General features: G+C 75.6%; 15 protein-coding genes. 8 read left to right on the top strand and 7 right to left on the bottom strand.

Annotated elements, in window-relative coordinates; all coding sequences use genetic code 11:
* Positions 1-71: 71 nt before the first annotated feature.
* From ACI79P_RS18180 to ACI79P_RS18200, 5 genes are all read right to left on the bottom strand, one after another.
* Positions 72-1712 carry a methyl-accepting chemotaxis protein gene (locus ACI79P_RS18180; RefSeq protein WP_456582466.1) on the bottom strand — a complete coding sequence of 547 codons (1641 nt, stop codon included), beginning with the start codon at positions 1710-1712 and terminating at the stop codon, positions 72-74.
* Positions 1713-1993: 281 nt separating this feature from the next.
* Positions 1994-2797, bottom strand: a complete 804-nt coding sequence (locus tag ACI79P_RS18185; protein WP_456582467.1) for an HAD family hydrolase — start codon at positions 2795-2797, stop codon at positions 1994-1996.
* Positions 2790-3701: an HAD family hydrolase gene (locus tag ACI79P_RS18190; RefSeq protein ID WP_456582468.1), complete on the bottom strand. Its 912-nt coding sequence runs from the start codon at positions 3699-3701 to the stop codon at positions 2790-2792. The genes ACI79P_RS18185 and ACI79P_RS18190 overlap by 8 nt, the downstream gene beginning before the upstream one ends.
* The gene (serS, locus tag ACI79P_RS18195) at positions 3698-4993 is read right to left on the bottom strand and encodes a serine--tRNA ligase (protein ID WP_456582469.1); all 1296 of its coding nucleotides are present in this window, start codon (positions 4991-4993) and stop codon (positions 3698-3700) included. Before serS ends, ACI79P_RS18190 begins: the two co-directional genes overlap by 4 nt.
* A 70-nt stretch (positions 4994-5063) precedes the next feature.
* Positions 5064-7847, bottom strand: a complete 2784-nt coding sequence (locus ACI79P_RS18200; protein ID WP_456582470.1) for a response regulator — start codon at positions 7845-7847, stop codon at positions 5064-5066.
* Positions 7848-7968: 121 nt separating this feature from the next.
* Between ACI79P_RS18200 and ACI79P_RS18205 the strand changes: the two genes are divergently transcribed.
* The 6 genes from ACI79P_RS18205 (at position 7969) to ACI79P_RS18230 (ending at position 13207) form a co-directional block, all read left to right on the top strand.
* Complete coding sequence (locus tag ACI79P_RS18205) at positions 7969-8355, top strand: response regulator transcription factor (protein ID WP_456582471.1); 387 nt, start codon at positions 7969-7971, stop codon at positions 8353-8355.
* A complete protein-coding gene (locus ACI79P_RS18210) occupies positions 8352-9431 on the top strand; it encodes a HEAT repeat domain-containing protein (protein WP_456582472.1) in 1080 nt (359 codons plus the stop codon). Before ACI79P_RS18205 ends, ACI79P_RS18210 begins: the two co-directional genes overlap by 4 nt.
* Positions 9428-10879, top strand: coding sequence for a glycosyltransferase (locus ACI79P_RS18215; RefSeq protein WP_456582473.1), 1452 nt, complete (start codon positions 9428-9430; stop codon positions 10877-10879). The genes ACI79P_RS18210 and ACI79P_RS18215 overlap by 4 nt, the downstream gene beginning before the upstream one ends.
* Positions 10880-11091: 212 nt before the next feature.
* Positions 11092-12516, top strand: coding sequence for a GuaB1 family IMP dehydrogenase-related protein (locus ACI79P_RS18220; protein ID WP_456582474.1), 1425 nt, complete (start codon positions 11092-11094; stop codon positions 12514-12516).
* Positions 12513-12860 carry a metallopeptidase family protein gene (locus tag ACI79P_RS18225; RefSeq protein ID WP_456582475.1) on the top strand — a complete coding sequence of 116 codons (348 nt, stop codon included), beginning with the start codon at positions 12513-12515 and terminating at the stop codon, positions 12858-12860. The genes ACI79P_RS18220 and ACI79P_RS18225 overlap by 4 nt, the downstream gene beginning before the upstream one ends.
* Before the next feature lie 17 nt (positions 12861-12877).
* On the top strand, positions 12878-13207 hold the full coding sequence (locus ACI79P_RS18230; protein WP_456582476.1) for a GroES family chaperonin: 330 nt from the start codon (positions 12878-12880) through the stop codon (positions 13205-13207).
* 69 nt (positions 13208-13276) lie between these two features.
* Here ACI79P_RS18230 and ACI79P_RS18235 read toward each other — a convergent pair whose 3' ends face one another.
* A complete protein-coding gene (locus ACI79P_RS18235) occupies positions 13277-13738 on the bottom strand; it encodes a MarR family winged helix-turn-helix transcriptional regulator (RefSeq protein ID WP_456582477.1) in 462 nt (153 codons plus the stop codon).
* Positions 13739-13814: 76 nt separating this feature from the next.
* On the opposite strand from ACI79P_RS18235, the gene ACI79P_RS18240 reads away from it, so the two are divergent.
* Positions 13815-15944 carry an MMPL family transporter gene (locus tag ACI79P_RS18240; protein WP_456582478.1) on the top strand — a complete coding sequence of 710 codons (2130 nt, stop codon included), beginning with the start codon at positions 13815-13817 and terminating at the stop codon, positions 15942-15944.
* Between the two features lie 50 nt (positions 15945-15994).
* Positions 15995-16882, top strand: coding sequence for a ketopantoate reductase family protein (locus ACI79P_RS18245; RefSeq protein WP_456582479.1), 888 nt, complete (start codon positions 15995-15997; stop codon positions 16880-16882).
* A gap of 86 nt (positions 16883-16968) precedes the next feature.
* Here the strand turns inward: ACI79P_RS18245 and pheA are convergent, their stop codons facing one another.
* Positions 16969-17907 carry a prephenate dehydratase gene (gene pheA, locus ACI79P_RS18250; protein WP_456582480.1) on the bottom strand — a complete coding sequence of 313 codons (939 nt, stop codon included), beginning with the start codon at positions 17905-17907 and terminating at the stop codon, positions 16969-16971.
* Positions 17908-17953 lie beyond the last annotated feature (46 nt).

Consider the following 17953-nt stretch of genomic DNA (forward strand, 5'->3'; position numbering starts at 1 on the left):
CTCCCTCACGGTCGGCGGTGAGGGAGGACGCTCGATGATCAGGTCAGCTGATCCCAGCCGGGTCCGCCGGGTCAGACGGTGAAGCGGCTGACCGCCTCCTGCAGCTCACCGCTCATCCGGGCCAGCTCACCGGCGGCGCGCTGGGCGTCGGCGACGCGCTGGTTGGTCTCCTGCGTGCCCGCAGCCAGCCCCGAGATCGCCGCGGCGATGCCCTGGGTCCCGCTGGCCGCCTCGGCGACGTTGCGGTTCATCTCGTTGGTCGTCGCCGTCTGCTCCTCGACCGCCGCGGCGATGGTTGCCTGGAAGTCGTTGATCTCGCCGATGACCGAGCTGATCTGGCTGATCGCGTCCACCGCGCCGGCGGTGTCGGCCTGGATCGCCTCGACGCGCTTGGAGATGTCCTCGGTCGCGCGCGCCGTCTCCTGCGCCAGCTCCTTGACCTCCGAGGCGACGACGGCGAAGCCCTTGCCCGCCTCACCGGCCCGCGCCGCCTCGATGGTGGCGTTGAGCGCCAGCAGGTTGGTCTGCTCGGCGATGCCGTTGATCAGCTTGATGACGGTGGCGATCTCCTGCGAGGAGTCGCCCAGCTTGCCGACGGTCCTGGTGGTGTTCTCGGCGACCGACACGGCCTGACCGGCGACGCGGGCGGCCTCGGTGGCGTTGTGCGCGATCTCGCGGATCGCCGACTCCATCTGGGAGGAGCCGGTCGCGACCGTGTCCACGCTCGACGCGACGGCACCGGCGGAGGCGACGACCTCGTCGGCCTGACCGGCGGCGGTCTCCGCGTTGCCGCGCATGCCCTCGGCCGCCGCGTTCAGCTGCGTCGAGGCCGCGGCGAGGCGGGTGGAGGAGTCGTTCACCAGCACGAGGACGTTGCCGATGGCGTCGAGGGTCTCGTCCAGCGACGCCGCCATCTCGCCGAGCTCGGCACCGCCGGTGCGGCCGGCGCGGACGGTGAGGTCACCGGCGGCGACCTGGCCGAGCACCTCGCGGATGCGCTGCACCGGCCCGGTGACGCCGCGGGCCACGACGAGGGCCAGGACGACGGAGATCGCCAGACCCGCGCCGATGATCAGCAGGGTCATGGTGCGCGCGGTCTCGTAGGCGGCGTTGGCGTCGGTCGCGGTGGCGCGGGCGGCAGCTGCCGCGGCGTCGGTCGCCTCGACCAGCGACTCCTCGATGAGGATCTCGTTCTCGTTCATGGTCCTGAGCAGCCCCGGCATGGCGGCGGGGTTGGTGGTCGCCACCGTCTGCAGCTCGCCGAGCGCGGCCAGGTAGGCCTGGGTGGCCCCGGCGAAGGTCTCGAACGCCGCACGCGTCGGCCCGTCCAGCGGCATCTCCGCGACGGTGGCGGTGTCGGCGGCGAGGGCCTCGGTGGCCGCCACCGTCCCGCGCTGCGCCTTGGCGATCGTCTCGGGCGGGAGGGTGGGGATGGCGGCCCGCGCGACGTTGGTGGAGAGCTGCCACCAGTCCGCCTCGAGCCCCTGCAGCCCGCTGAGCGGGATCGCCCCGCGGTCGTAGACCTCCTGGGCCTGGTCGCTGAGGGTGGACATCCGGTCGATGCCGAACGCGCCCACGCCGACGGTGGTCAGGGCGACGACGAGGATGGAGCCGAGCAGCCGGGTGCGCAGCCCGATCCCGGACAGGCCGCGCCGGGCCTCGTCTCCGGGGTGGACGTTCGCCGCTGTCTCGGGGTCGTGCACGTGCTCCATGCCTGCTCGCTTCCGTGAAGTCGGTCGGTCGGCGGAGGACCGTCGTGCTCCTTTCGGACGGCGGACGGCCGGAATGCAGCCGAGCGGTGTACCGACCGTCACGCGGGGTCGGCGGAGGTCGACGGCGCCGTCGCGGGACGCCGAGACGCGCCGGGCCGGGGCGTCCTCCCTCGGCGCCGCGCGTCCACCCTCACCGCCCACCGTGAGGGAGGAGCCTCGATGATCAGGTCACCTGATCCCAGCCGGGCGGCGCCGGCGCGCGGGGGAGGGCTCGTTCCGACCTAGAGCGCGGACAGGAAGGCGGCGACGCCGTCCTCCTCGTTGGTGCCGGTGACGTCGGTCGCGACGGCGAGCAGGTCCGGGTGGGCGTGGGCCATCGCGACCGCCCGCCCCCCGCCGGCGCGGACCCACTCGAACGCGGCGATGTCGTTGGGCATGTCGCCGAACACGACGACGTCCTCGGGTCCGACCCCGTGCTCGGCGGCGACCCGGGCGAGGCCCGTCGCCTTGGTCACCCCGGGCGCGGAGATCTCGGCGAGCGCGTCGGTCGACGAGGTGGTCACCGTGGCCCGGTCCCCGACGACGTCGCCGACCAGCCGCACGAAGGCGTCCCGGGTCATCGACTCGTGCCGGGCCAGCAGCTTCGCGACCGGCTGCGCGACCATCTCCGCCAGCGTCGCCTCGGCCACCCCGGGTGCGTCGACGTCCCACCGCGGCTTGTAGATCGGCTCGTGACGGAACTCCAGGCCGTACTCGACCGCGAACCAGGTGTCCGGCTGACGCCGCCGCAGCTCGGCGGTGACCGACTCGAGGACCGCCGGCTCCAGCGGGTCCTCGTGGAGGATCTCCAGCCGCTCCAGGTCGAGCAGCACCGCGCCGTTGCAGCACACCGCGGTGCCGGTGCCCAGGACCTCCCGGATCCGGACCATCCAGCGGGGTGGCCGGCCGGTGGCCAGGACGACGGGCACCCCGTCGGCCCGCCAGCGCGCGAGCTCGGCGACCGTCGCCTCGCTCACCGTGTCGTCCCAGCGCAGCAGGGTGCCGTCCATGTCCGTGGCGATCAGCCGCGGCCGCCAGTCAGACATCGCCCAGCACCGCCTCCAGGTAGCGGGCGACCCCGTCGACCTCGTGGCCGCTCGTCAGCTCCGGGGTGAGCGCCTTCACCGCCGGGTGGGCGTTGGCCACCGCGACCGCCCGGCCACCGGCGTCCTTGACCGCCGAGAGCATCGGCAGGTCGTTGGGCATGTCGCCGAAGACGAGGACGTCGCCGAAGCCGACGCCGTAGCGCTCCAGGGCCATCGCCAGGCCGCTGGCCTTGGTGATGCCCGGGGGCAGCACCTCGATGAAGCCGAGCCCGGCGTGGGTCAGCTCGGCGTCGGCCGGGTCGACGACGGACCGGGCGCGGGCCAGCAGCTCGTCCTGCCCCAGCGCGGCCGAGCGGAGGAACACCTTGAGCACGGGCCCGGCGGGCAGCACGTCGCCGCGGGGGAGCAGGTGCGCCGGCTCGGGGTAGGGCCAGTCGAAGCCGTGCTGCACCCGCAGGCGGGCGTGCACCTCGCCCTGCTCGGCGGCGTCCTCGACGGCAAGGACGAGGTCGCCGGCGACCTCCTCGATCTGCTCCACCACCCGCTCGGCCTGGTCACGCGGGAGAGCGACGGTGCGCAGCACCTCGTCCCGCTCGAGGTCGACGACGAACCCGCCCTGCGAGAGGACGGCGATCCCGCGCCCGTCCAGGGCCGCGCGCACGCTGTCGAGCAGCCGCGGCCCCCGGCCGGTGACGCCGATGACCGGGATCCCGGCGTCCCAGCAGGCCTCCAGCGCCGCGCGGGTGCGGGGGCTCACCTCGCCGTCGGGCCCCAGCAGCGTGCCGTCGAGGTCGCTGGCCACCAGCTTGGGCCGCCAGGTGCCCAGGTCGCCCAGCTCGACCACGGTGTCCGCCCCCTCGAGGACGCCGTGAGCGCGGACCGCCCGCGGCGTGCGGGCCGTCATGCGGTCGGCACCGGGGGCACCAGCGCCATGCCCGGGGTCAGCGTCTCGACGCCGCCCAGCCAGGGGCGCAGCGCGACCGGCACGTGCACCGACCCGTCGGCCCGCTGGTGCACCTCGAGCAGGCAGGCGATGGTGCGGGCGATGGCGCAGAGCGTGCCGTTGAGGGTGGCCGCGATCTGGTTCTTCCCGTCGGCGTCGCGGTAGCGGATGTTGAGCCGGCGGGCCTGGAACGTGGTGCAGTCCGAGGTCGAGGTCAGCTCCCGGTAGGTGCCCTGGGTGGGGAACCAGGCCTCGATGTCGTACTTGCGGGTGGCGCTGGTGCCCAGGTCGCCGGCGGCGATGTCGACGACGCGGTAGGGCAGCTCCAGGGCCTGGAGGAACTCCTCCTCCCACGCCAGCAGGCGCAGGTGCTCGGCCTCGGTCTCCTCGGGCCGGCAGAAGCTGAACATCTCGACCTTGTCGAACCAGTGCACGCGGATGATGCCGCGGGTGTCCTTGCCGTAGGACCCGGCCTCCCGGCGGAAGCAGGACGACCAGCCGGCGTAGCGCCGCGGCCCCGACGAGAGGTCGAGCACCTCGTTCGCGTGCATGCCGGCCAGGGCAACCTCGGAGGTGCCGACGAGGTACAGGTCGTCGCGCTCGATCCGGTAGACCTCCTCGTCGTGCTCGCCGAGGAAGCCGGTGCCCTCCATGGCGCTGGGCTTGACCAGCGCGGGGGCGATCACCGGGGTGAAGCCGGCGGCGACCGCGCGGCTGATCGCCAGCTGGGCCAGCGCGAACTCCAGCAGCGCACCGGGCCCGGTGAGGAAGTAGAAGCGGGAGCCCGAGACCTTCGCCCCGCGCTCCATGTCGATCGCGCCGAGCTTCTCCCCGATCTCGATGTGGTCGCGCGGCGGGAAGTCGTAGGCGGGCACCTCGCCCACGGTGCGCATCGTCACCGCGTCGTCCTCACCGCCGGGCGGGACCTCGTCGGCGACCACGTTCGGGATGCGCAGGTGGACCTCGCGCAGCGCCGCATCGGCGGCGCGCTGCGCCTCCTCGGCCTCCTTGACCTCCGCGGCCAGGGCCTTGGCCCGCTCGAGGACGGCGGGACGCTCCTCGGGGGTCGCCTTCTTGACCGCCTGCGAGGCGCTCTTCTGCTCGCCGCGCAGGTCGTCGCCGCGCTTCACCGCGTCCCGCCGGGCCGCGTCGGCGGCCAGGAGCGCGTCGACCAGGGACTCGTCGGCGCCCCGGGCGCGCTGGCTGGCACGGACGACGTCGGGGTGCTCGCGCACCAGGCGCAGGTCGATCACGTCGCCATGGTGTCACCCGGGGCCGGACGACGTGTCGAGCGGCGGGGGACCCGGCGGCGCGGGGTCGTGGTCACGGGGCGTCGAGCAGGGACGTGACGGCGGCGTGCACCCGCCGGCTCTCGTCGCGCAGCGCGCCGAGCACCTCGTCCCGGTCCCCCGGCGCCGCGCCGGCGTCCTCCAGGCGGTGGCAGAGGTCGGCCAGCCGCAGCGCCCCCATGGCGGCGCTGCTCCCCTTGAGGCGGTGGGCCAGCCGGGGGAGGCCCGCCTCGTCGTCGGCGTCCGTGGTGACGTCGGCCGCCAGCAGCGCCGCCACCGTCTCCGCGAGCGCGTCCGCGTACTGGCGGTAGAGGTGCTGGAAGCCGTCCTCGCCGAGGTCGCGGAGCTCCTCCACCGTCTCCGCGTCCAGGGCGTCGTCGTCGGCCGGGGCCGCGGCGGGCACCGCCCCGGGTGCCGGCGCCGGGATGCCGCTGGGGCGCCCGGTGGCGACCCGCTCCAGCGCGTCGCCGAGCGTCCCCATGCGGACGGGCTTGGTCAGGAACTCGTCGGCGCCCGCCGTGTGGAAGGCGGTGCGGTCGCTGGCCAGCACGCTGGCCGTCACGGCGATGACGGCCGGCTGCCGCACGTCGAGGGCGCGGATCGCCGCCGTGGCGTCCACCCCGCCCATCACCGGCATCTGCGCGTCCATGAGGACGACGTCGTAGCGCTCCGTGCGCACCGCCTCCACCGCGAGCGCGCCGTTCTCCACGTGCACGCCGTCGTGCCCGAGCTGGCGCAGGTAGAGGCCGATCAGGTGCGCGTTGACCGCGTGGTCCTCGGCGACGAGCACCCGCAGCCGCTGCCCCGCGACCCCGGTCCCGTACGGCTGCGCGCCCCCGGCATCGGGTGCGCCGGCCCCGTCCCGCTGCAGCACCGAGCGGAGCGTCTGCACGAGGCGCTCCGGGCGGACCGGCTTGTGCAGCCGCGCCTCGAACGTCGCGCCGCCGTCGCAGGGGATGTGCGCGGCACTGCTGAGCAGCACCAGCGGCATGCGGCCCGCCCGCGGGTGGGCGCGCAGCCGGCGGGCCAGCTCCTCGCCGTCCATGAAGGGCATGTGCAGGTCGAGGAGGCAGGCGTCGAAGTCCCCGCCCTCCACCTGCTCGAGCGCGGCCGCCCCGCTGCCGGCGAGGACGCAGGTCGCCCCGGCCCGGCCCAGCTGGTGCTCGAGGATCCGCAGGTTGGTCGGGTTGTCGTCGACCAGCAGCAACCGCCGGCCGGCGAGGCTGCCGCTGCGGTCGTCCTCAGGCGCCGGCGGGGCGACCGGCAGCTGCACCGTGACGGTGAAGGTCGAGCCGCTGCCCTCCCTGCTGTCGACGCCGATGTCGCCGCCCATCGCCCGGGCGATCCGCTGGCTGATCGCCAGGCCCAGGCCGGTGCCGCCGTAGGAGCGGGTGATCGAGGCGTCGCCCTGGCTGAAGGACCGGAACAGCCGGTCCCGCTGGGCGGCCGGGATGCCGATGCCCGTGTCGCTCACCGCCAGCCGGCAGGTCAGCACCCCGTCGGTCTCCTGGCCGGCGAGGCTGACCAGCACCTGGCCGGAGCTGGTGAACTTGACCGCGTTGCCGAGCAGGTTGGTGAGCACCTGCCGCAGCCGGGCGGCGTCGCCGACGGCCCGCCACGAGCAGGTGACCGGGACGTCGACCAGCAGGTCCAGCCCCTTGCCCGCAGCCTGGGGCGCGAGCAGCTGCGCGACGTCGTACACGAGCCCGGCGACGTCGAAGGGCGCCTGCTCCAGGTCCAGCTCGCCGGCCTCGATCTTGGAGAAGTCGAGGATGTCGTTGATCAGCGCCAGCAGGCTGTCGCCGCTGCGCGAGACGGTCTCCAGGTGCCCGCGCTGCTCGTCGGTGAGCGACGTCGTCAGCAGCAGGTCGGTGAGCCCGAGGACGGCGTTGAGCGGCGTCCGGATCTCGTGGCTCATGGTGGCGAGGAAGGCGGTCTTGGCCTGGCCGGCGCGCTCGGCCTCGTCGCGGGCGGCGACCAGCTGCGTCTCCCGGGCGGCGACCTGCTCGCCGCGCTCCCGCAGCGCGTGGCCCAGGGCGTTCACGTCACCGGCGATGGCGCGCAGCTCGGCGGGCCCGGCCTCGGGGGCCCGGCGGTCCAGGTTGCCGGAGGTGAGCGCCTCCAGCGAGTCCCGCACCTCGCGGGTCGGGGGCAGCAGCTGGGCGGCCAGCCGCCGGTTGGCCCGGCGGACGGCCAGCGCCACGACGACCGCCACGACCAGCCCCAGCCCGGCTCCGCCCAGGACGACGGCGTTCCGCTGCCCGGTCGCCTGCTCGCGCCGCTCCTGCATGAGGGCGCGCGCCTCGCCCTGCACCTCCCGGTACCGGTCGAACAGGGCCTTGTCGCGCACCAGCAGCGCGCTCAGGGCGGCGGTGTCGCCGACGGCGGGCTGGGTCCGGAGGACGGGCTCGGCCCAGTCGGTGATGAACTGCTGCTGCGCGGCCCGCAGGTCGGCGACGACGGCGGCGAACTCGGCGTCCCCCGGGGCCATGCGGTCCAGCGCGGCGTCGCTCCGCCGGAGGGCGTCGACGCCGTTCCAGTACGGCTGGAGGAACCGCACCTCGCGGGTCACCAGGAACCCGCGCAGCCCCGTCTCCTGGTTCAGCATCGCGATGTGCCCGTCCTGGAGGGTCGCGAGCATGGCGTCGGTCCGGTCGATCCGGGGGCCGATCACCGTGACCACCAGCAGGGCGAGCCCCAGCGTCGTCAGGGCCACCGTGGTGAGGGCGGCGAGCGCGACCAGCATCGGCCGGCGCAGGAGCGCCCGCAGCGGGCGGGCGTCGTCGGCGTCGGTCAGGGGACGGGGGGAGGGGCGCACCCCTGTGGTGTCGGCCGCCGGGCCCCCGTCCTTGAGGCCCGACGGCCCGGCCCCGGACGCTTCAGTTCCGCGCCGTGCGTGCCGATGCCGGGGAGGTCCGCCCCCCTCCGATCGGAGCCCCATGACCCACGTGCTCGTCGTCGACGACGACCCCGTCATCGCCGACCTCGTCGCGTTCCGCCTCGGCCGGATGGGCCTCGAGGTGTCGGTCGAGGGCGACGGCGAGGCCGGCCTGGCGGCCGCCCGCGAGCTGCGCCCGGACCTCGTCGTCCTCGACTGGATGATGCCGCGGATGAACGGCCTGGAGGTGTGCCGCGCCCTGCGTGGGGACGGCGACGCCGCGCTCGCCCGCACCCCCGTGCTGCTGCTGACGGCCAAGGCCCAGGAGCCGGACCTGGAGCGGGGGTTCGCCGCGGGGGCCACCGACTTCGTCGCCAAGCCGTTCAGCACCCGCGAGCTGGTCAGCCGCGTCACCGCGGCCCTGCCGCCGGGCAGCGTCCTCCCGTGACCGTCCCGCTCGCACCGGCGCTCGTGGCCGGGGCGGCGGTGACCGCGCTGATCGTCGTCCTGCTGGTCCTGGTCGGGGCCGCCCACCTCCTGCGCGGACGCCGCGTCGCCCGGGACGCCCGGCGCAAGCGGGAGCTCACCCCGCTGGTGCACGCCCTGCTGGACGACGGCCCCGCGGGCGGCGCGCCCCTCCCCGAGGCCGTCGGCGCGCCCGCCGAGCTCGACGCCATCGTGCTGGAGCTCCTCCCCCAGCTCCGCGGCAGCGACCGCGAGGTGCTCCGCCGGCTGCTGACCGAGCGGGGCGTCGTGGCCCGCGCGGTCGCCGACCTCGCGGCGCGCACGCCCTGGCGGCGCGGCCGCGCGGTGACCCTGCTGGGCTCCGCCGCGGGGACCTCGCACGTCGCGGCGATGACCCCGCTGCTGCGCGACCGCTCGCTCGAGGTGCGCTGCGCCGCGGCCCGCGCCCTCGGCAAGGCCGGCGACCCCACCGCCGTCGACCCCCTCCTCCGGGCCACCCGGGGCGCCGGCGGCCTGCCCCACGGCGTCGTCGGCATGGCCCTGCTCGACCTGGGGACCGCGGCCCTCCCCGTGCTGCGCCACGCCCTCGCCGGCTCCGGCGGCGTCGCCCGCGAGCTCGTGGCCGAGCTGCTCGGCGTGCACGGCGACGCCTCCGCCGCCCCGCTGCTCGAGGACCTGCTCCGCGACGCCCGGGAGGACCTCGGCGTGCGCCGTGCCGCGGCCGCCGCGCTCGGCCGCATCGGCTCCCCGACGTCGACCGAGCCGCTCGTCGCCGCGCTGACCCACTCCCCCGACGCCCGGCTCCAGCGCACCAGCGCCGAAGCCCTCGGGCGGGTCGGCGACCCGGTCGCGACCGTCCCGCTGCTCGCCGGCCTGGCCGCCCCCGGGATCGCCGTCCGCAGCGCCTGCGCCGACGCGCTCGGCCGGCTCGGCGCCGAGGGGCGCCTCGCCCTCCGCGAGGTGGCCGACGGCCCCGGGGCCGCCGCCGACGTCGCCCGGGCCGCGCTCGACGAGCTCGACGCCGGGCTGCGCCGTCCCGAGCCGGCCGGTGCCCGGTGAGCGGCCTCCTCACCGACGTCGTCCTGACCGCGAGCTGGACCGTCCTCGGCTACACGCTGCTGCTCGACCTGAGCATGCTGGCCCTGGTGCTCCTGGGGGCCCGGCGGGTCGCCGAGGCCCGCCGCTGGCGCGGTGCCGAGGGGCACGGCGAGATCTTCGCCAGCCCGCTCACCCCGGCCGTCTCGCTGCTGATCCCGGCGCACGACGAGGAGGCGGGCATCCTCGACACGCTGCGCGCGGCCCTCGGCCAGCGCTACCCGGCGCTCGAGGTGGTGCTCGTCGACGACGGCTCCACCGACCGGACCTTCGCGCTGGTCGCGGAGCGCTACGGGCTCACCGAGATCACCCCCCGCCGCACCGCGGAGCTCCCGGTCGACGGCGAGATCCTCTCGGTGCACCGGGCCACCACCGGCGACCCGCTGGTCGTCGTCCGCAAGACCAGCGTCGGCCGCCGCTCCGACGCCCTCAACGCGGCGCTGAACGTCGCCCGCCACCCGCTGGTCTGCATGGTCGACGCCGACTCGCTGCTGGAGGAGGACGCGCTGCTGCGGGTGGCCCGCCCGTTCGTGGAGGACCCGGCGAACGTCATCGCCGCCGGCGGGGTGATCCGCGCGGCCAACGGCGCCGTCACCGACCGCGGGACCGTGCTCGAGCCGCGGCTGTCGCGCAACTGGCTGGTCCGCATCCAGGCGGTCGAGTACCTGCGCTCGTTCCTGCTCGGTCGCACGGGCTGGGCCGACGCCAACGCGCTGCTCATCATCTCCGGCGCCTTCGGGCTGTTCCGCCGCGACCTGCTGCTGGAGATCGGCGGGCTGGACGCCCGGTCCCTGGCCGAGGACGCCGAGCTGGTCATCAGCCTGCTCGAGCACCAGCGCCGGGCCGGCGCGCCGCACCGCGTCGTCTTCGTCCCCGAGCCGGTCTGCTGGACCGAGGTCCCCGAGACGTGGGGCGTGCTGGCGCGGCAGCGGCGGCGCTGGTCGCACGGGCTGGCGCAGCTGCTGTGGAAGCACCGGCGGATGGTCGGCAACCCGCGCTTCGGCGCCGTCGGCACGATGGCGCTGCCGTTCTTCGTGCTGTTCGAGCTGCTGGGCCCGGTCGTGGAGGTGTTCGGGCTGGCCTCGGTCGTCCTGGCCGCGGGGCTGGGCATCCTCGACCACGGCACCGCCGTGGTGATGGTCGGGCTGGCGCTCGCCGTCGGGACCCTGCTGTCGACCACGGCCATCGCCGTCGAGGAGCTGACCTACCACCGGTACCGGCGGGGGCGGGACCTGTGCGCCCTCCTGCTGGCCGCCCTCGTCGAGAACGTGGGGTACCGGCAGGCGCACGCCTGGTTCCGGCTGCGCGGCCTGGTGGCGGCGCTGACCTCCCGCGACCCGGTGTGGTCGGCCATGCCGCGCGTGGGCTTCCCCGCGGACCCGCGGCGCGGGCAGCTCGCCCCCGCGCGCTAGCGCTCGACCGGCTCCGGGGGAATCGACGAGCGCGTCGTGCCACCGCGTCCACTGCTCGCGGTCGACGCCGGCCGCGATCCGGCTCCTCGCCCGCTCCACCCACCCCGGAGGTCCCCGCCCGGGCAGTACCCCTCTGCCCACCCCGGCGGGGCAGAGAGGTAGGGCTCGCAGGGCACCACGGGCCGGACCGGGGATCGGGGACAATGGGCCCCATGCGCTTCCTGCAGCGGCCCTCGCACGACCTCACCTACTCCGACGTCTTCATGGTGCCGGCGCGCTCCACCGTCGGGTCGCGGCTGGAGGTCGACCTGCGCACGCCCGACGGCGTGGGCACCACGATCCCGATCGTCGTGGCCAACATGACGGCGATCTCGGGCCGCCGCATGGCCGAGACGGTGGCCCGCCGCGGGGGCCTCGCCGTCCTGCCGCAGGACATCCCGGTCGACGTCGTCGCCGAGGTGGTCTCCTGGGTCAAGACCCGGCACCCCGTCTACGACACCCCGATCACCCTCTCCCCCACGTCCACGGTGGGCGAGGCGCTGTCGCTCCTGACCAAGCGCGCCCACGGCATCGTCGTCGTGGTCGAGGGCGGCGCCCCGGTCGGCGTCGTCACCGACGGGCAGTGCCAGGGCGTCGACCGCTTCACCCAGCTCTCCGAGGTGATGACCCGCGAGCCGCTGACGATCCCGGCCGGCACCGACCTCACCAAGATCTTCGACGTGCTCTCCGGCGAGCGGGTGAGCGCCGCCCCCGTGGTCGAGGGGGACCGGCTGGTCGGGGTCATCACCCGCAAGGGCGCGCTGCGCTCCTCGCTCTACCTCCCGGCGGTGAACGCCGACGGGCACCTGCTCACCTCGGCCGCCGTCGGCATCAACGGCGACGTCGCCGGCAAGGCCGGCGCCCTCCTGGCCGCCGGCGTCGACGTGCTGGTCGTCGACACCGCGCACGGGCACCAGGAGAAGGCGATCGAGGCGGTGCGCGCGGTCCGCTCGGTCGCCGGCTCCGTGCCGGTCGTCGCCGGCAACGTGGTGACGGCGCAGGGCACCCGCGACCTGGTCGAGGCCGGCGCCGACGTCGTCAAGGTCGGCGTGGGCCCGGGCGCCATGTGCACCACCCGGATGATGACCGGGGTGGGGCGGCCGCAGTTCTCCGCCGTCGAGGAGTGCGCCGCCGAGGCCCGCTCGCTGGGCAAGCACGTGTGGGCCGACGGCGGCGTGCGGCACCCCCGCGACATCGCCCTGGCGCTGGCGGCCGGCGCGGCGAACGTGATGGTGGGCTCCTGGTTCGCCGGCACCTTCGAGAGCGCCGGCGACATCCACGACGACGCCGGCCGGCTGTACAAGGAGTCCTTCGGGATGGCGTCGGCGCGCGCGGTCAAGGCACGGACGGCGACGCAGAGCGGCTTCGAGCGGGCGCGGGCCGGGCTGTTCGAGGAGGGCATCTCCTCCTCCCGCATGTACCTGGACCCCCAGCGCCCCGGCGTCGAGGACCTGATCGACCAGATCGTCGCCGGCGTGCGCTCCTCGTGCACCTACGCGGGTGCGCGCACCGTCGACGAGCTGCACGAGCGGGCGGTGCTGGGGGTGCAGAGCTCGGCCGGGTACGAGGAGGGCCGGCCGCTGCCGACCAGCTGGTGACGCCGCTCCCGCTCCCGGTCTTCGAGGACCTGGTCGCCGACGCGCTGGACCAGGTGCCGCCCGAGCTGATGGCGCTGCTGGACAACGTCGTCGTCCTGGTCGAGGACCGGAACCCCGACGAGCCCGAGCTGCTCGGGCTCTACGAGGGCTACGCGCTGACCGAGCGCGGCTGGGACTACGGCGGGGCGCTGCCCGACCGGATCATGATCTACCGCGAGGCGATCTGCGACATCTGCGAGACCGAGGACGAGGTGGTCGACGAGGTGACGATCACCGTCGTCCACGAGATCGCGCACCACTTCGGCATCGAAGAGGACCGCCTGCACGAGCTCGGCTGGGGGTGAACGTAGCCTTGCCCCCCGTGCCCGAGAACAGCGCCGGACGGCTGCCGATCAAGATGCTGCACGACCGCATCCTGGTGTCGCTGCGCCGGGAGGACGGCGAGCGGCGCTCGACCGGCGGCATCCTCATCCCCGCGACCGCCCAGGTCGCCAAGCGGCTGGTCTGGGGCGAGGCCAAGGGGGTCGGGCCCAGCGTCCGGCAGGTGAAGGTCGGCGACCAGGTGCTCTTCTCCCCCGAGGACCAGCACGAGGTCGAGGTGCACGGCGAGGACCTGGTCATCCTCCGCGAGCGCGACGTGCACGCCGTCGCCGCCGAGCGCATCGAGGAGTCGACCGGCCTCTACCTCTGAGAGAGGACCCCCTCGCCCCCCGCCCCTTCGCGCGCGCTCAGGGCGGGACCCTGCGAGCGGGCCGCACGGTCACGGGGCGTCGCGGGCGTGCGTCTCGATCACCTCGGTCATCCCCAGCAGGAACCGCCGGACGACGGTGAGCTCGTCGTCCGAGAACCCCTCCATCGCGGCGAGCAGGTCCCGCTGCAGCCCGCCGAAGAACTCCGCGCCGGCAGCCATCGAACCGGCCGACATCTCCAGGGTCACCCGCCGGCGGTCGGCGCCGTCCCGCACCCGGCGCAGGTGACCGGCCCGCTCCAGCCGGTCGACCAGCGCGGTCACCGACGCGGAGCTCAGCCCCACGGCCGACCCCAGCCGCCCGGCGGTGAGCGCCTCCCCGCGCCGCGCGGCGTCCATGACGGCCACCAGCGCCCGGACGTCGGTGCGCCCGAGCCCGTGCAGATCGGCGAACCGCTGCCCGACCGCATCCAGCTCCACGGTCAGCCGGCGAAGGAGCAGCGCGAGCTCCTGCCGGTCGACGTCCTCGGCCACCGCACCTCCACTCGCCATCGTGGTCCCGCCGTCCTATCATCTCGACGATCGAGATGATCGAGCATCTAGGGGAATCATGCCCGGCCGCCGCTCCGCCCGCTGGATCCTCCCGCTCCTGGTCCTGGTCGTCTGGCTCGGCGGCGCCGGCCCGCTCAGCGCCCTGGGCGCCGGGCTCACCGGCCTGCAGGAGAACGACGTCGCCGCGTTCCTGCCCGACAGCGCCGAGAGCACGCGGGTGCAGGAGCTGCAGCAGGGCTTCGCGCCGACGCAGTCGATCCCGGCGATCCTGCTGTGGGAGGGCGAGGGCGGCATCGACCCCGCCACCCTCGCCACCATCGCCGAGCGGGTGCAGCAGGCCGCCGACGTCGCCCGCGAGGCCGACGCGCTGGCCGGCGAGCCCAGCCCGCCGATCCCCTCGCAGGACGGCGAGGCGGTGCAGGCGGTCCTGCCGCTGAGCCCCGAGCTCGGCGACGAGATCATCCCCGTCGTCGCCGACCTCCGCGACACCCTGCCGGTCGAGGGCACCGACTCCTACGTCACCGGCCCCGGTGGGATCTTCGCCGACTTCGCCAACGGCTTCGCCGGCATCGACGGGCTGCTGCTGGCCGCCGCCTTCGGCGTGGTGCTGCTCATCCTCCTCGTCGTGTACCGCAGCCCGATCCTGCCCTTCCTGGTCATCGGCACCGCCGGGCTCGCCCTCACCGCGGCCAACGCCGTCGCCTACCTGCTGGCCGACGCCGGGGTGATCACCGTCAACGGCCAGAGCCAGGGCATCGCCGCGATCCTGGTGGTGGGTGCGGCCACGGACTACGGGCTGCTCCTGGTGGCCCGCTTCCGCGAGGAGCTCCGGTCCCAGCACTCCGCGTACGCCGCGATGGGGACGGCGTTGCGCCGCTCGTGGGAGCCGATCGTCGCCTCGGGGGCCACCGTCGTCCTGGGCGTCCTCTGCCTGCTGCTCTCCGACCTGGGCTCGAACCGGGGCCTCGGCCCGATCTCGGCGGTGAGCGTGACCCTCGCGGTCGTCGCCGCGCTCACCTTCCTCCCGGCGGCGCTGACCCTGCTCGGCCGGGCCGCCTTCTGGCCGTTCCGCCCGGTGTACGGGGTGCAGCCGCCGGAGGGCCGCGGCTGGCAGCGGGTCGCCGCGCTGGTCGGCCGCCGGCCGCGCCGGGTGCTCGCGCTCAGCACGCTCGCGCTCGTCGCCGCCGCCGTGTTCGCGCCGGCCTACGACGCCAGCGGCATCACGATCTCCGACGCGATCCGGGGCGAGTCCGACGCCGTCGCGGGGCAGGAGGCCCTGGGCCGCCACTTCCCCGCCGGGGCCGGCAGCCCCACGGTGGTCCTGACCCCGGAGGAGAACTGGCCCGCCGTCGCCGAGGCGGCCGCGGCGACCGAGGGGGTGGCCGCCGTGCTGCCCTTCACCGGGGCGGAGGGGCCGCCGCAGCCGGGGGCCGAGCCGCTGGTGGTGGACGGGCTGGTCCGGCTCGACGTCGTGCTCGCCGTCCCCGCCGACAGCGTCGAGGCCATCGAGACGGTGCAGGACCTGCGCACGAGCCTGGACGACGCCGACCCCGCCGCCCTCGTCGGGGGCGACACCGCGAGCAACCTGGACACCCGCGAGACCGCCGCACGCGACCTCCAGGTGATCGTGCCCGCCGTGCTGGTGGTGATCACCGTGGTCCTCGCGCTGCTGCTGCGCTCCCTCGTGGCCCCGCTGCTGCTCCTCGGCACCGTGGTGCTCAGCGTCGGCGCCACCGTCGGCGTCGCCGCGCTGCTGTTCGACGGCGTCTTCGGCTTCCCCGGCAGCGATCCCACGATCCTGCTGATCGCCTTCGTCTTCCTCGTCGCGCTGGGGATCGACTACAACATCTTCCTCATGACCCGGGCCCGCGAGGAGGCCGCGCGGCACGGCACGCGGGACGGCGTCCTGCGTGCCCTGGCGGTCACCGGCGGGGTCATCACGTCGGCGGGCCTGGTGCTGGCCGCGACCTTCGGCGCGCTCTCGGTGCTGCCGCTGCTGTTCCTGGTGCAGCTGGCGTTCCTCGTCGGCTTCGGCGTGCTGCTGGACACCTTCGTGGTGCGCTCGCTGGTGGTGCCGGCCGCCGTGCACCTCCTCGGCGACCGGGTGTGGTGGCCGAGCCGGCTGGCCCGGGGGCCGGACCGGGGCGCCGAACCCGACCGCGAGCTCACCGGCGCGGCCGCGGGCTGACCGGCGGGGGCCGCGCCGCTGCGGGGAAGGACTTCGTGCAGGCTGGCCCCATGACGACTGCGGACGGGCTCCGGATCGCCGTGCTCGGCCCCGGCGGGGTGGGCGGGCTGCTCGCCGCTCTGCTGGCGCGGGACGGGCACGCGGTCACCTGCCTCGCCCGGCCGGGGACCGCCGCCCACCTGGACGCGCACGGCCTGCGGGTGGTCAGCGACCGGTACGGCGAGCTGACGGCGCGGGTCCGCGGCGCCGAGCGGCTGGACGGCCCGGTCGACGTCCTCCTGGTGACGACGAAGGCCACCCAGCTGGACGAGGCGCTCGACCGCGTGCCGGCCGAGACGCTGGGCGGCGCCGTGGTGGTGCCGCTGCTCAACGGCGTGGAGCACCTGGCCGCGCTGCGGGAGCGCTACGCGGCGGCGCGGGTGGTCGCCGGGACGATCCGGGTGTTCGCCTCCCGCCCCGCGCCGGGCGAGGTCCGGCACGAGGGGCAGCTGTGCGCGGTGCAGCTGGCCCCGGGCGCCGAGCCCCTCGCCGCTGCGCTCGACGCCGCCGGGGTGGACGTCGCCGTCCGCCCGGACGAGGCCGGGCTGCTCTGGGACAAGCTGTGCTTCCTGGCCCCCATGGCGCTGCTGACGACCCGGCACGCGGCCGACCTCGGCACGGTGCGCGCGGAGCACGGCGAGGAGTTCACCGCCGTGATCGCCGAGGTGGCCGCGGTGGCGCGGGCCGACGGGGCGACCGGGGACGCCGCGGCGACCCGGGAGTTCGCCTGGTCGCTGCCCGAGGGCATGCGGTCCTCCATGCAGCGCGACGCCGGGGCCGGGCTGCCCACCGAGCTCGAGGCGATCGGCGGCGCGGTGCTGCGGGCGGCCGACCGGCACGGCGTCGAGGTCCCGGTCACCCGGGAGATCGTCGAGGAGCTGCGCGCCCGCCTGGGCTGAGCCGGGTCAGCCGGCGGTGGCGATCCGTTGAGCACGGCGCCGCGGCGCAGCAGCCCTGCGTGGCCTACGGCGGCGCGAGCCGCGGCTCAGAGCTCCCCGGCGCGCACCCGGGCCAGCCACTGCCCGGCCTCGACGAACGCGTCGTCGGACGACTCCGCCGGCACCGACCGGTTGTCCCGCCCGTCGGCGCGCGCGTACGAGCCGAGGAAGCGGACGTCGTCGCACACCCGGTGCAACGCGGCCAGCGCCTCCCCCACCCGGGAGTCCGCGACGTGCCCCTCGCAGTCCAGGGAGAAGGAGTAGACGCCGAGCCGCTGCCGGGTGGGGCGCGACTCGATGCGGGTCAGGCTGATGCCGCGGACGGCGAACTCCCGCAGCACGTCCAGCAGCGCACCGGTGCGGTCACCGACGACGACGGTCAGCGAGGTCTTGTCGTTGCCGGTCGGCGCGGGCAGCGGGCCGGGCGGCTGCACGAGCACGAACCGGGTCACCGCACCCGCGGTGTCGGCGACGTCGTCGGCGAGCACCGCCAGGCCGTAGCGGTCGGCTGCGATCCGTGCGCAGACCGCGGCGTCGACCTTCCCTGCGGCCACGGCCGCGGCGGCGGCGGCGGTCGAGGCCGTGGGCATCGGGGGAACGCCGGGCAGCAGCTCGGCCAGCCGGCCGCTGGTCTGGGCGAGGGCGTGCGGGTGGCTGGCCACCGACCGGACGGCGTCGAGGGTCGTCCCGGGGCGGACGGCGAGGACGAACGCCACCTCGAGGTAGACCTCGCGGGTGATGACGAGGGTGGCGCCGTCGGCCAGACCGTCCATGGTGGCCGGCACGGAACCCTCGACCGAGTTCTCCAGCGGCACGAGCGCCGCGTCGGCGTCCCCCGAACGGACGGCGGAGAGCGCCGCGGAGACACTCGGGTGGGGGTCCCGCCGTCCCCCGGCAGTGGCGATCGCCCTGCTCAGGGCCGCTTCGGCGAAGGTACCCTCGGGCCCGAGATAGGCGAACCGCGTCGGAGACGGACTGGGTGGCATCCCGGGCATCCGACGAGGGTAGTGCGCACGGTACGAGGCGGTCGCC

This window comes from Blastococcus sp. SYSU DS0510 (genome assembly GCF_054050835.1).

Excerpts from the sequence above, each read along its gene's own strand:
- pheA (WP_456582480.1), bottom strand. The coding sequence starts at position 17,907 with ATGCCACCCAGTCCGTCTCCGACGCGGTTCGCCTATCTCGGGCCCGAG.
- ACI79P_RS18185 (WP_456582467.1), bottom strand. The coding sequence starts at position 2,797 with ATGTCTGACTGGCGGCCGCGGCTGATCGCCACGGACATGGACGGCACC.
- ACI79P_RS18245 (WP_456582479.1), top strand. The coding sequence starts at position 15,995 with ATGACGACTGCGGACGGGCTCCGGATCGCCGTGCTCGGCCCCGGCGGG.
- ACI79P_RS18220 (WP_456582474.1), top strand. The coding sequence starts at position 11,092 with ATGCGCTTCCTGCAGCGGCCCTCGCACGACCTCACCTACTCCGACGTC.
- ACI79P_RS18190 (WP_456582468.1), bottom strand. The coding sequence starts at position 3,701 with ATGACGGCCCGCACGCCGCGGGCGGTCCGCGCTCACGGCGTCCTCGAG.
- ACI79P_RS18180 (WP_456582466.1), bottom strand. The coding sequence starts at position 1,712 with ATGGAGCACGTGCACGACCCCGAGACAGCGGCGAACGTCCACCCCGGA.
- ACI79P_RS18205 (WP_456582471.1), top strand. The coding sequence starts at position 7,969 with ATGACCCACGTGCTCGTCGTCGACGACGACCCCGTCATCGCCGACCTC.
- ACI79P_RS18240 (WP_456582478.1), top strand. The coding sequence starts at position 13,815 with ATGCCCGGCCGCCGCTCCGCCCGCTGGATCCTCCCGCTCCTGGTCCTG.